This window comes from Saccharothrix mutabilis subsp. mutabilis, from assembly GCF_039521145.1.
Taxonomy (GTDB): domain Bacteria; phylum Actinomycetota; class Actinomycetes; order Mycobacteriales; family Pseudonocardiaceae; genus Actinosynnema; species Actinosynnema mutabilis.
Genome location: NZ_BAAABU010000029.1, coordinates 80,521 through 92,756 on the forward strand (window position 1 = coordinate 80,521; position 12,236 = coordinate 92,756).

Consider the following 12,236-nt stretch of genomic DNA (forward strand, 5'->3'; position numbering starts at 1 on the left):
GATAACGCGCCGACATGGGGAAGTGGCAGTGGGGCGGGACGGCGGGGCGCGCCGAGACTGGCCCGCACATGTCCCCACTGGAGAGGTTTCCCATGGCTGTGCGCATCCGACGACTCGGTTCGTCGGTCACCCTGCTGTTGTGCGGCCTGACCGTGTGCCCGACCCCCGCCACCGCCCAGGACGACACGATCGGCGGCGACGGCTACGTCCACGTCGCCCCGAACGGCACCGTGCTGGGCGTGGACCCGTACTACCCGACCGACGGCAACGGCGGCTACGACGTCTCGCACTACGACGTCGCCCTGTCCTACGACCCCGCCGCCCGGTTCCTGTCCGCGAAGACCGTCGTCACCGCGGTCACCACCCAGCGGCTGAGCCGGTTCAACCTGGACCTGCGCGGCCTGACGGTGAGCGGCGTGCACGTGGACGGCGTGCCCGCGACCTTCACCCGGGCCAAGGAGCACGAACTGGTCGTGACCCCGAGGACCGTCCTGGAGGAAGGCGCGACCTTCACCGTCACGATCGTCTACTGCGGACGGCCGCAGGCCGAGTACACCCCGCGCGGCTGGACCGGCTGGCGCACCTCGTACACCGGCGGCGCGTTCGCGGCCGGCGCGCCGCACTCGGCGACGACGTGGTTCCCGGTCAACGACACCACCGCCGACAAGGCCACCTTCCGCGTCACCGCGACCGTCCCGCGCGGCTGGACGGTGGTGTCTAACGGCGTGCGCGAACCGGGCAGCGCCACGACGTGGGTGGAGAACCAGCCGATCGCCCCGTCCGCCACGATGATCGGCATCGACCGGTACACCGTGCAGGAGTCCACCGCCGGCGACACGCCGGTGCTCAACGCGTTCGCCCCGGGCGCCAACGCCGGGCCGTTGGCCGCGAAGCTGCCCGAGGTGCTCGGGTTCCTGACCGGCAAGCTGGGCCCGTTCCCGTACTCGTCGACCGGCGGCCTGTACGTGCCCGACCGGCTCGGGTACGCCCACCCCGCCCAGGGCCGTCCGGTGTTCGGCGCGGGCGCGGGCGAGTCGGCGCTGGTCCAGGCCGCGGCGGCGCAGTGGTGGGGCAACAAGTTGGCCATCAAGATGTGGAAGGACCAGCCGCTGCCCGAGTCGTTCGCCCGGTACCTGGCGTGGCTGTGGGACGAGGAGCGGCGCGGGATCGCGGTCGAGCAGCGCTACCAGGCGGCGGTGCGGGCGGCGGACCCGGCGTTCTGGGCGCGCAAGCTGTCCGACCCCGGGAAGGGCCGGGAGTTCTCGGTGTCGGACAAGGGCGTGCTGATGGTGCACGCGCTGCGCAAGCACATCGGTGACGAGAAGTTCTTCGCGGTCCTGCGCGAGTTCCCGGAGATCAACGACAACTGGAACCAGGGCTGGTACGACTGGGAGCTGTACGTGGCGGCGGTGGCCGACATGGACCTGAAGCCGTTCTTCACGGCCTGGGTGGACGGGACGACGGCCCCCACCGGCTTCCTGGACTGACCCGTTTGCGCCTGAAGAGCGCAGACCGGGCAGGTTCCTAGCTGAGGTAGCGCGAGTAGACCGGGGAGGCGTGGCACTCCGCGTGGTAGGCCTTGATGGCGGCGTCCAGCACGGCCTGCGCGTGGGGTGCCACGACGCCTTCCCGGTGCCACATCAGCACGAAGCGCCGGCTCAGGACGTCGTCGGCCAGCAGTCGCACCGCCACCTGCTGGTGCCCCTCGCACGCCGCCTGGGACAGCCCCACCGCGCCGTTGCGCACGGCCGCGATCGTCGTCGAGTAGCTCTCCGCCACGTGCCGGACCCGCGGCCGGAAGCCGACCGCCCGGCACGTCCCGTGGAAGTACTCGTGGAAGCGGGTCGAGTCCGGGCCGGGCAGCACCCATTCCGCGTCGGCCAGCTGTTCCAGGCGCACCACGTCCAACCGCGCCAACGGGTGGTGCTCGGGCAGGACCACCATGGTCGGGTCGTGCGCCACCACCGCCGTCTCCACGCAGGCCGGCGTGGTGGTCTCGAAACCCGGGTAGTCCTTGACCAGGCCGATCTCCAACCGGCGCTGGGCCACCAGGTCCACGACCAGGTCCCGGCACTCGCTGTCGAGCAGGGTGGCGTCCGCGCCGCACGGCAGGTGGTCCGCGGCGATCCCGGGCAGGTGGCCCAGGATCGGGGAGCACGCGCCGCCCACGCGCGGGCGGGCCGCGGCCGGTCTGGTGCGCGACTCGATGTCGTGCACCAGACCCTCCATCAGCGGGAGGACCGCGGTGATCCGGCTCAGCAGCAGCTCGCCGGTCGGGGTCGGGGTCACCGTGGTCGCCCGGCCCCGGTCGAACAGCCGTTGGCCGAGCGCGTTCTCCAGGCGTTTGAGCTTCCCGCTCACCGCGGGTTGGCTCACGCCGAGCACCACCGCCGCTTCGGACAGGCTGCCGGTGTCCCCGATGGCCCGCACGAGGCGGAGGTGGTGGACGTCGAGTTCCATGCCGTCACGCCCGTCTCAGCGGTGGGTGTCGACCCGGGACCTGGGCGGCGGTCGCAGGATCCCGACTGTCCTGCCGATCGCAGCGTACAGCGCGAACGCCGTCAGCACGGAGTTGATCGTCGGGATCCCGATCGGCACGAACGCGCCCACGGCCGCGCCGGCCGCCCAGCACAGCAGCGACGCGGGCACCCAGTTCGGCGGGTCGGCGGGCAGTTCGCCGACCGCCCGGGACTCGTCCAGCGCGCGCCGCCACGTGCGGACCACGAAGTACTCGGCGATCACGATGCCCGCGACCGGCGGCGTGATCACCCCGATCCAGGTCAGGAACGTCGTGAAGTGGTCCAGGATGCCGATCGCGGACAGGAACGTGCCCAGCGCGCCGAGCGCCAGGGTCGCCTTCGCCCGGGACAGCGTGCGGCCCGCCAGCACGTGCACCGTGTTGACCAGCCCCAGCGACGCCGAGTACAGGTTCCAGTCGTTGATCTTCATGATCGCCGTGACCAGGATCAGCGTGCCCAGCACACCCGACGTCGAGGTGATCACCGCGACGATGTCGGCGCTGCGCGCGGCGTGCGCCAGCAGCACTCCGGTCAGGCCGATCAGGTACTCGCCGAGGGTGACGCTGATCAGCGTCTGCTTGACGACGTCGGAGACGCGGCGGTTGAACCGGGTCATGTCCGGCGTCATCACCGCGCCCATGATGAACGCGCCCGCCACCAGCGTGGTGCCCTGCGCGACCGACAGCGCCGGGCCGGGCGGGGCCATCGACACCAGGTCGCCCAGGTCGTGCCGGGTCAGCTCCTGGCTGATCGCGTACCCCGCCAGCAGCAGGAACGCGGGCACGGTCAGGTAGGCGGTCCACGCCATGGTGTGGAAGCCCGCGACGACGATCAGCGTGACCGCGATCCCGCCGAGCACCGCCCACACCCACACCGGCGGGCCGCCCATCAACGCGTGCAGGCCGTGCGCGAACACGTCGTTCTGCACGCCGAACCAACCGGCGAGGCTCACCGTGACCAGCAGGCCGACCAGCGCGGACCCGCGCCCGCCGAACCCGGCCCACCGGGCCAGCACGGACGTCGAGACGCCCTCACGCATCCCGGCGACGCCCATGAGCACGGTGACGACTTCCAGCATCACCGAGCCCAGCGTGATCGCCAGGACGGCGTCCCAGAACGTCATCCCGAACCCGAGGACCGCCCCGAGCAGGAACTGGTGGAACGACGACACCTGGCCGAACCGTTGCACGGCAACGGAAACCCACGAGCAGCGGGCGGTGTCGGGCAGGCGGCGCAGCGAGTGGTCGTCGTGCACGGCTCAGCACTCCTCGTCGGGTCGCAGCAGCACGAACCCCTGGCCGGGGTGCGGCTGCCAGGGCAGTTCGCGGGCGTAGAGCAGTTCCAGGAACTTGACCCGCTGGTGGTAGGCGAACACCGAGCCGGACACCCCGACGATCGCCGGCGTGTCGACGAACAGCGGCAGTTCCGCCAGGAAGTACCGCACGGCGCTGCGCAGCTGGGCCTCCGACGGCACCTCGCCGTCGGGCAGCTTGCGGTCCAGGACCCAGCGGGTGGCGTCCAGGCAGTGCCCGGCGAACGTCTCGTCCTGCTCGAACAGGTCGTGCGCGTTCATCAGCAGGCGTTGGTAGCAGGGGTTCTCGGCGAGCGTCGCGCCGTCGAGCACGTGCCGCTCCGGGTGGTGGACCCCGAGGTCCACCAGGGCGCGGCACACCTTGTTGACCACGTACTGGCCCTGCCGGCGCGCTTTGCCGCGCGCACGGGCCGGGTCGTAGCCCAACGCCTCCAAGGTGAAAGCGGCGGCGCGGTCGGGGATGAAGAAGTGGTAGTCCTCGAACGACGCCATCGCCCAGCGGGCCAGCTCGACGATGCGCTCGACGGAGAAGTAGCTGTTGAACGGGCTGACACCGAGGCAGACGTGCCGGGCGCTCGCGAGCGGTCCGGCGCAGTGCTCGGTCAGGGGAGTGGTCATCACCGTCGGCTCCGGTGGGTGTTTCGCAGGGAGGTCCCGGGAATCGGGCGATTCGACCACTATGCGGACCACCCGGGGGTGGTGGTACTGCCGAAAGGTCATGCCACGGCCTTATAGAACGGGAAGCGCTGAACCGAACGGCCCGCGCCCGGACGCCGTTCGGCCGACATAGCCGCCAGTGATCGGCGTAGGAAGGTGACAGCACGCGGTCGAGCGAGCGTAATGAGTGACATGGAGCTCCAAGTCCGACACCTCCGCGTGCTGCTCGCCATCGCGCGGGCGGGCAGCCTCAACCGCGCGGCGGGCGAGCTGCGCCTGCCGCAACCCGCGCTCAGCCACCAGTTGCGCCGCATCGAACAACTCGTCGGCGACCGCCTGTTCGACCGCGACCCGCGCGGCGTCCGGCCCACGCGCATCGGCGAACTCGTGCTGTCCCGCGCCGAGGCGATCATCCCGGCGTTCGACGAGCTGGACCGCGACTTCCGCCGCCACCAACGCGCCGACGGCGGCGTGCGGGTCGGCTGGAACGACAGCGCGCTGGCCCCCGAGGTGTTCAACTGCCTGCTCGACCTCATGCCCGGCCGCGAGCTGACCACCCGCGCGGACATGTCGCACACCCGGCTGGTGCAGCAGGTGGTGAACCGGTGCGTGGACCTGGCCCTGGTGCTGATCTGCGGTCCGCGGACGCTGGCCGTGCCCGGCGAGGTGCGCGCCGCGCGGGTGGTGACCGAGCCCGCGTTCGTCGCGCTGCCGTCGTGGCACCGGCTGGCCGACGCGTCCTCGGTGGACCTCATCGACCTGGCCGAGGAGCGGTGGATCGTGTCCAGTTGCGGCGACGGCTGCCGGATCGTGTTCCGCGAGATGTGCCTGGCGCACGGGTTCACCCCGCGCATCGCGCACGACGTGGACACCCTGCGGTTCCGCCTGGTGGCCGGCGGGCACGGGGTGTGCCTGGTGCAGCCGACCACCCCGGACACGCCCGGCATGGTCGTGCGGCCGTTGACCGGGACGCCGATGACCGTGCAGCACATCCTGTTGTGGCGCACCGACCACCCGTTCGCCGCGCAGTTCGCCGACGTGCACGCGGCGGCGCTGGGCGCGTACCGGCGGCTGGCCGCCGACCACGAGGTCTACCGGCACTGGCTCGCGGATAACCGGACGGCATAGCAGGCCGGCAGTGGGCGCGGTGTCCCCGGCGTGGTCACACTCGGTGCACCGCCGCGGGAATCCCGATCCGGAAAGAGGGACACCGCCATGCTGCCGCTGATCACCCGTGAGGAACTCAGGAAGGGCATCGACGCGGGCACGCTGGTCGTGGTGGACACGATGCCCGTGGCGTACTACGAGAAGGAACACCTGCCGGGCGCGCTGAACATCCCCGGCTACCCGTACGAGCAGGCGGCGGCGTCCACCGACCGGCACGCGCCCGACGTCCTGCCCGACAAGTCCGCCCACATCGTCGTGTACTGCGCCAACACCCCCTGCCGCAACAGCGAGTTCGTGGGCGCCCGGCTCACCGAGCTGGGCTACGCGAACGTGCGCAAGTACCGCGAGGGCATCGAGGACTGGGTGGCCGCCGGCCTGCCGACGTCCACTTCGGACTGAAAACCCGGTCCGCGCCGGTCCGCCCCGACCGGGCGAACACCGGTGCGCCCCGACCGGGCGAACGCCGGTCCGCCCCGACCGGGCGAACGCCGGTCCCGCGGGGGCCGGCCCGAACGTTCCGCCGCCTTTCCCTGCCAATGGAGGAGATCAACCATGTTCGCCAGACTGCTGCGCCTCGGCGTCACCGCCGTCGCGGTCGCCGCCGCCACCATCATGGCGGTGGCCCCGGCCGGCGCCGCGCCCGCCACCACCGCCAACGAGAACGTCGTCAAGGTGACCTCGGCCAACCACGCCCAGGTCATGGAGATCTCGAAGACCAAGCTGGTCGTGCTGGACTTCGGCGCCACCTGGTGCGGCCCGTGCCGGCAGATGAAGCCGGTCATCGAGCGGTTGGCCGCCGAGTACAACGGGCGCTTCCTGCTCGGCGAGGTCGACGTCGACACCAGCCGCGACCTGGCGTCCAAGTACCGCATCCAGTACCTGCCCACGCTCGTCCCGGTGCGCAACGGGGCCGAGCTGACCGGTTCCCGGCACGTCGGGTACCGCGGCGAGGCCGCCCTGCGGTCCTGGATCAACGCCCAGCTCGCCAAGGGCTGACCCGCTCGGCCGGCGTCCCCCGCGCGGGACGCCGGCCGTCCCTCGCCGAAAGGGGCCGTCCGTGCTCCCGCTCCGGGCGTTGCTCGCGTTGTCGGTCATCGTGTTCCTCGGCTGCCTCACCGAGGTGCTGCCGGCCGGGCTGCTGCTGGGCATGTCCGCCGACTTCGGCGTGCCGCCCTCGACCACCGGGCACCTGGTCACCGGGTACGCCCTCACCACCGCGCTGACCGCGATCCCGTTGACCGCCTGGGCCTCCCGCCTGCCGCGCAAGCGGGTGCTGCTCGCGCTCGTGCTCGGGTTCGCGGTGACCAACCTCGTCATCGCCGCGTCACCGTGGTTCGCGGTCGTGCTGGGCGCGCGGGTCGTGTCCGGTGCGATCACCGGCGTCATGTGGTCGCTGGTGGCGGTGTACGCGATGCGCCTCGCGCCGCCGGGGCGGTCCGGTCGGGCGTTGGCGGTGGCCATGGCGGGCACCCCGCTGGGGTTCGCCGTCGGCGTGCCGGCGGGCACCGCGCTGGGGGAGCTGGTGGGCTGGCGGTGGACGTTCGTGCTGATGGGCCTGGTGGCGGTGCCGTTGTTCGCGTGGGTCTCGGCGGTGGTGCCGCCGGTGGCCGCCGAACCGGTGCGGGTCAGCGTCCCGGCCGCGCTGCGGGTGCCCGGGATGGTGCGGGTGGTGGTGACGGTGGCGGCGTTCTCGTTGGCGCACAACACCCTCTACACCTACCTGGGGCCGGTGCTGGCGCGGTCGGGGAGGGAGTCGTCGCTGAGCGCGGCGCTGCTGGTGTTCGGGCTCGCGGCCGTCGTGGGCATCCTCGTCGTCGGCCGCGCGCTGGACCGGTGCCCGAGGGGTGTGCTGGTGGTGTGCCCGGCGGCGATCGTGGTGGCGGTGCTGCTGCCCGTGGACTGGCTGTGGGGCTCGATGGCGTTGTGGGGCTTGGCGTTCGGGGGCGCGCCGACGGCGTTCCAAGCGGTCACCGCCGTGGTGGCCGGGCGGAGCGCGGACTCGGCGCAGTCGCTGACCATCGCGGCCTGGAACGGGGCCGTGGCGGGCGGCGCGCTGCTCGGCGGCCTGGTGCTGGACGCCGCCCCGGCCGCCCTGACCGCGACCGCCGCCGCCCTCATGGTGCTGCCGCTGCTCGCCGCGCCGCGCCTGCCGCGCTCACCCGGTGATGATCTCGTGCGGCAGGTAGGGGGCCCGCGCGGCGATGCCGAGCGCGGAGACGGCCTGCACGACCGCGACGACCGCCGTCGGGGTGGGCAGGTCGTCGAGTGAGGCGGTCGTGATCCGGCGCAACAGGCCGGCTCCCGGCTCGGGGCAGCGGGCGAGCGCCCGCGCCACCACGTCCGGCCGGTCGCCGAACGCCCGCACCGCGCGACCCCACCACGTGCTCGCCTCGGCGTGCAGGGCCGGCTCGTCGCGGGGGTCCTTGCCGCGCAGCCCCGGCAGGTCGGCCGCGACCTCGCCGGCCACCGCCGGGTCCAGCCCGGCCGCCGCCGCGAGCACCCGCAGCCGCAACGTGTGCTCGGCCCGGCCGCCGTCGGGCAGGTCGGCCACGATGCACGCCAGTTCCGCCGGGAACGCCAACAGCTCGCGCGCCACCCGGGCGGCGTCCTCGCCGGCCGCCGCCGTCGCGGTGACCACGTCGAGGAACGCGTCGGTGTGCGCCTGCCGCTCGCGGTCGGCGATGTGGCGGGTCGGCAGCACGTCCTCGATGGCCGCGTACAGCTCGTCGAGCGCGTCGTCCTCCTCGGCGTCGACGGCCCGCAGCGCCGCCAGCACGGTCCGGGCGACCCCGGCGGCGTGCGGGGGCGGCGTCGCCCGCTCCAGGGCCGCCGACCCGAACGACGTCAGGGCGTGGAACCCGAGGTGTTGCAGCGGCTCGGTGGAGATCCGCAGGTCGTTGCGCACGGCGGTGATGCGGTCGGCGGCCAGCAGCTCCGGGTGCAGCAGCGCCAGGCGCATCAGCAGGTGCGCCTGGGTCGCCCCGTACAGCAGCGCCTCGGCCTCCTCGGCGGCCTCGGCGGTCTGCTCGGTGTCGCGGTCGGCGAAGTGGTCCACCACGGCGGCCACGTCGTCGCTGTCCAGGTCCGCCAGCCACACCCACGGCGTCTCGGCGGCGGCCAGCCCGTCGCGGCCCAACGTCGCCAGGCACCGGATGCCCGCCCGCAGCAGGGCGCGCAGTTGGGCCCGCTGCCGCTGTTCGGCGAGGTCGGGGGCCAGGACCGGGTCCACGCGGTGCCACTGGAGGTCGTGGGCGGCGGCGAAGTCCTCCAGCAGCAGGTGGCCGCGCATGCCGTCCTGGTCGACGTCGGTGACCGGTGCGTCGTGGTCGGCGCGCACGGCGTCCAGCAGCGCCTGCGCGAGCGCCGCGTCCCCGCCGCCGCGCCCCACCAGCGGGTGCCGCACCGCCTCCGCGCGGCAGGCGGCGACCAGCAGGCCGCCCAGGGCGGCCACCAGCTCCCGGCCCCACGGGTGCTCGACCGACCCGGCGACCAGGTCCGCCGCGTCCACCCGCCACGGCCCGCGCCCCACCGGGTCGTTGACGTCGGCCGCCGCGGCGGCGAGCAGGTACTGGGCGGCGGGCTCCTGCAGCTCGCGGGGCAGGTGCTCGGCGATCGGGAACCGGGGCCGGTCGTCGTCCACCGACGGCAGCCACACGTCCGGCTCCAGCGGCGCGTCGAGCTTCGCGCCGCTGATGGACTCCAGCCGCCACCCGAACAGCGCGGGCGTGCCGGACAGGTACCGGGCCACGCCCAGGCCCACGGCCAGCGCCGCCGGCAGGTCCGCCGCGGCCACGGCCAGCCCGACCCGTGCGCCCTCCGGGTAGGTCAGCACCCGCACGTCGAGCAGCGCGACCGGCTCGTCGGCGACGACCGCCGGCTCGTCCTCGGCGTCGAGCACCGGACCGTCCCCCGAACCGCCCGCCTCGATCAGCTCCAGCACGAGGTCGGGCGGCCGGGCGTGGGCGACGTCGCCGGACCCCGGTGGATCGGGGTCGGACAGCTCGATCCACACTGCGTACGGCACCTCGGCTCCTCGCGTCCCGTGCTCCTGCGGCGTGTCGGAGGTTATCGGCGCGGTCCCCCGCCGGCCGGGACGGACGGGCCGTCAACAGTCCACACAGTTCGTCGCGGTGTATTGCCGGCCGATGGGCCGAAGTCGCCGGTCGCCGTTCGTCAACTCGCCCGACTAATGACGTGGGCCAGCCGCAAACGGCGGTGGTCTGGAACAATGGAGCGATGGAGAGTGCCCCGACCGTCGACGCCGCCTCGCCCGCCGCCCTGCTGCGCCTGCTGATGGACGGCCGGCCGCGCACGCGCGCGGACATCGTGGCCGAGACCGGCCTGGCCCGCTCGACCGTCCGCGCCCGCCTGGACCTGCTCATGGCGGCCGGCCTGGTCAGCGACATCGGCGACGACGTGTCCACCGGCGGCAGGCCCGCCAGCCGGTTCGCCTTCCACTCGGGCGCGCGGCTGGTGCTGGCCGCCGACGTCGGCGCGACCCACGCCACGGTCGCCGTCGCCGACCTGGGGTGCCGGCTGATCGCGGTCGAGCAGATCGAGCTGGACATCGCCGACGGCCCGACGGTCATCCTCCCGCTGCTGGTCAAGGCGTGGCGCGAGCTGCTGCCCGCGGACGGCGCGCCGGTCGCGGGCGTGGGCATCGGCCTGCCCGGCCCGGTCGAGCACTCCACGGGGCGGCCCAACAACCCGCCGATAATGCCCGGCTGGGACGGCTTCGACGTGCCGGGCCTGGTCACGGCCGAACTGGGCGTGCCGGTGCTGGTGGACAACGAGGTCAACCTGATGGCGCTGGGCGAGCACACCACGGCGTTCCCCGAGGCCGAGCACATGATCGTGGTCAAGGTCGCCACCGGCATCGGGTCGGGCCTGATCAGCAACGGCGTGCTGCACCGGGGCGCGGTCGGCGCGGCCGGCGACCTCGGGCACATCCAGGCCCCGCACGGCGGGGACGTGCTGTGCCGGTGCGGCAACACCGGGTGCCTGGAGGCCGTGGCCAGCGGTCCGGCGATGGCGGCGAAGCTGCGCGAGCGGGGCGTGGACGCCACGACGACGGCCGACGTGGTGCGGCTGGTCCGGTCGGGCAGCCTGGAGGCCGGGCAGGTGGTGCGCCAGGCGGGCCGCGACATCGGCGAGGTGCTGGCGGCGTGCGTGAGCATGTTTAACCCCTCGCTGGTCGTGGTGGGCGGGCTGGTCGCGCAGGCGGGGGAGATGCTGCTGGCCGGCGTGCGCGAGTCGGTCTACCGCCGCTCCCTCCCGCTGGCCACGGAGAACCTGCGGATCGTGGCGTCCAAGGCGGGCCCGGAGGCCGGCGTGCTGGGCGCGGCGGCGATGGTGGCCAAGCACGCGCTGTCGCCCGAAGTGCTCGACGTGCAACTCGCGAGCTGAGCAGCGAGCTGGCTTTTGGCGAGAAGTAGACATAAGTAGGTACTGGGGGCGTTCCTTTTGTATTGACCAGGTCATATGACCTGGCTTACGTTCACCCACATGTGGGACATCGGCGTCAACACGTGGGTATGGACCTCCCCGCTGACCGACGAGGACCTGGCGAAGCTCGCCCCGTGGGTGCGGGAGCAGGGCTTCGACGTCATCGAGCTGCCCGTGGAGCAGCCGGGTGACTGGGACCCGCACCGCGCGGCCGACCTGCTGGCGGAACTGGGCCTCAAGGCGTCGGTCTGCCTGGTGATGCCGCCCGGCCGCGAACTGGTGGACGCCGACACCGTCCCGGAGACCCGGGACTACCTCCGGCACGTCGTGGACGTCGCCGCGGTCGTCGGCAGCCCGGTCGCGGCCGGGCCCGCGTACAGCTCGGTCGGCCGGACGTGGCGCATCGACGACCGCGCCGGGGTCTACGCCCGATTGCGCGAGAACCTGGCCCCGGTGGTCGAGTACGCGGCCTCCCGGGGCGTCAAGATCGCCGTCGAGCCGCTGAACCGCTACGAGACCAGCCTGCTCAACACCGTCGACCAGGCACTCGAAGCGCTGGCCGGCCTGCCCGACGAGGGCTGCGGCCTGGCGCTGGACGTCTACCACCTCAACATCGAGGAGACCTCCCCGGTCACCGCGATCCTCGCCGCAGGCGCGCGCACCGCCCACGTCCAGGTCTGCGCCAACGACCGCGGCACGCCCGGCCGCGACCACCTCGACTGGCCCGGCATCCTCCACGCCCTGGCCGAGACCGGCTACCGCGGCCCGCTGTGCATCGAGTCGTTCACGCCGGACAACGCCTCCATCGCCACCGCGGCCTCCATCTGGAGGCCGCTGGCCTCGTCGCCGGACGCCCTCGCCGCCGACGGTCTGGCCTTCCTGCGCGGCGCCACCGCCGCCTTCACCGAGTAACCGCCCGCCCAACAACCGCCCCGAAGGAGTGGCAATGCACCACACCCTCAGGCGACTACTCACAGTAGTTGCATCAGTTCTCATAGTGACCGGGGTGACATCCGCGCCGGCCGCGTCCGGCCACCCGGAGGGCCTGCACGTCCTGCTGTTCAGCAAGACCGCCGCCGGCGCGTACCGCCACGACTCGATCCCGGCCGGCATCGCGATGTTCGAGAAGCTGGCGG

11 protein-coding genes are annotated in these 12,236 nt (G+C 73.2%); 7 read left to right on the plus strand and 4 right to left on the minus strand.

Translation table 11 applies throughout. From position 1 onward, the window contains the following. Positions 1-92: 92 nt before the first annotated feature. Positions 93-1,487: a M1 family metallopeptidase gene (locus ABD126_RS35380; protein WP_343939379.1), complete on the plus strand. Its 1,395-nt coding sequence runs from the start codon at positions 93-95 to the stop codon at positions 1,485-1,487. 37 nt (positions 1,488-1,524) lie between these two features. Here the strand turns inward: ABD126_RS35380 and ABD126_RS35385 are convergent, their stop codons facing one another. Genes ABD126_RS35385 through ABD126_RS35395 form a run of 3 tightly spaced genes read right to left on the minus strand, consistent with a single transcriptional unit; the run spans position 1,525 to position 4,449 of the window. Beyond that, positions 1,525-2,460 (minus strand): LysR family transcriptional regulator, encoded by a 936-nt coding sequence (locus tag ABD126_RS35385; protein WP_343939381.1) that lies wholly within the window; start codon positions 2,458-2,460, stop codon positions 1,525-1,527. A gap of 15 nt (positions 2,461-2,475) precedes the next feature. Then, the gene (locus ABD126_RS35390) at positions 2,476-3,774 is read right to left on the minus strand and encodes a purine-cytosine permease family protein (protein ID WP_343939383.1); all 1,299 of its coding nucleotides are present in this window, start codon (positions 3,772-3,774) and stop codon (positions 2,476-2,478) included. A 3-nt stretch (positions 3,775-3,777) separates the two neighbouring features. Beyond that, positions 3,778-4,449 (minus strand): tRNA-dependent cyclodipeptide synthase, encoded by a 672-nt coding sequence (locus ABD126_RS35395; RefSeq protein ID WP_343939385.1) that lies wholly within the window; start codon positions 4,447-4,449, stop codon positions 3,778-3,780. Between the two features lie 231 nt (positions 4,450-4,680). Between ABD126_RS35395 and ABD126_RS35400 the strand changes: the two genes are divergently transcribed. The 4 genes from ABD126_RS35400 to ABD126_RS35415 all read left to right on the plus strand — a co-directional run bounded on the left by ABD126_RS35400 (position 4,681) and on the right by ABD126_RS35415 (position 7,924). Continuing rightward, positions 4,681-5,616: a LysR family transcriptional regulator gene (locus tag ABD126_RS35400; RefSeq protein ID WP_343939387.1), complete on the plus strand. Its 936-nt coding sequence runs from the start codon at positions 4,681-4,683 to the stop codon at positions 5,614-5,616. 87 nt (positions 5,617-5,703) lie between these two features. Further along, a complete protein-coding gene (locus ABD126_RS35405; protein ID WP_343939389.1) occupies positions 5,704-6,054 on the plus strand; it encodes a rhodanese-like domain-containing protein in 351 nt (116 codons plus the stop codon). A 153-nt stretch (positions 6,055-6,207) separates the two neighbouring features. Beyond that, positions 6,208-6,651 (plus strand): thioredoxin family protein, encoded by a 444-nt coding sequence (locus ABD126_RS35410; protein WP_343939391.1) that lies wholly within the window; start codon positions 6,208-6,210, stop codon positions 6,649-6,651. A gap of 61 nt (positions 6,652-6,712) precedes the next feature. After that, the gene (locus ABD126_RS35415) at positions 6,713-7,924 is read left to right on the plus strand and encodes an MFS transporter (protein WP_343939393.1); all 1,212 of its coding nucleotides are present in this window, start codon (positions 6,713-6,715) and stop codon (positions 7,922-7,924) included. Here the strand turns inward: ABD126_RS35415 and ABD126_RS35420 are convergent. Continuing rightward, the gene (locus tag ABD126_RS35420) at positions 7,811-9,679 is read right to left on the minus strand and encodes a hypothetical protein (protein WP_343939394.1); all 1,869 of its coding nucleotides are present in this window, start codon (positions 9,677-9,679) and stop codon (positions 7,811-7,813) included. The genes ABD126_RS35415 and ABD126_RS35420 overlap by 114 nt on opposite strands. A gap of 212 nt (positions 9,680-9,891) precedes the next feature. On the opposite strand from ABD126_RS35420, the gene ABD126_RS35425 reads away from it, so the two are divergent. Beyond that, positions 9,892-11,061, plus strand: a complete 1,170-nt coding sequence (locus ABD126_RS35425; protein WP_343939396.1) for an ROK family transcriptional regulator — start codon at positions 9,892-9,894, stop codon at positions 11,059-11,061. 99 nt (positions 11,062-11,160) lie between these two features. Beyond that, a complete protein-coding gene (locus ABD126_RS35430) occupies positions 11,161-12,012 on the plus strand; it encodes a sugar phosphate isomerase/epimerase family protein (RefSeq protein ID WP_343939398.1) in 852 nt (283 codons plus the stop codon). The last annotated feature ends 224 nt before the right edge of the window (positions 12,013-12,236 follow it).

What these genes read in the sequence shown, in the direction of transcription:
- ABD126_RS35405 (WP_343939389.1), top strand. Translation starts at nt 5,704, where the DNA reads ATGCTGCCGCTGATCACCCGTGAGGAACTCAGGAAGGGCATCGACGCG.
- ABD126_RS35410 (WP_343939391.1), top strand. Translation starts at nt 6,208, where the DNA reads ATGTTCGCCAGACTGCTGCGCCTCGGCGTCACCGCCGTCGCGGTCGCC.
- ABD126_RS35425 (WP_343939396.1), top strand. Translation starts at nt 9,892, where the DNA reads ATGGAGAGTGCCCCGACCGTCGACGCCGCCTCGCCCGCCGCCCTGCTG.
- ABD126_RS35395 (WP_343939385.1), bottom strand. Translation starts at nt 4,449, where the DNA reads ATGACCACTCCCCTGACCGAGCACTGCGCCGGACCGCTCGCGAGCGCC.
- ABD126_RS35385 (WP_343939381.1), bottom strand. Translation starts at nt 2,460, where the DNA reads ATGGAACTCGACGTCCACCACCTCCGCCTCGTGCGGGCCATCGGGGAC.
- ABD126_RS35380 (WP_343939379.1), top strand. Translation starts at nt 93, where the DNA reads ATGGCTGTGCGCATCCGACGACTCGGTTCGTCGGTCACCCTGCTGTTG.
- ABD126_RS35430 (WP_343939398.1), top strand. Translation starts at nt 11,161, where the DNA reads ATGTGGGACATCGGCGTCAACACGTGGGTATGGACCTCCCCGCTGACC.
- ABD126_RS35400 (WP_343939387.1), top strand. Translation starts at nt 4,681, where the DNA reads ATGGAGCTCCAAGTCCGACACCTCCGCGTGCTGCTCGCCATCGCGCGG.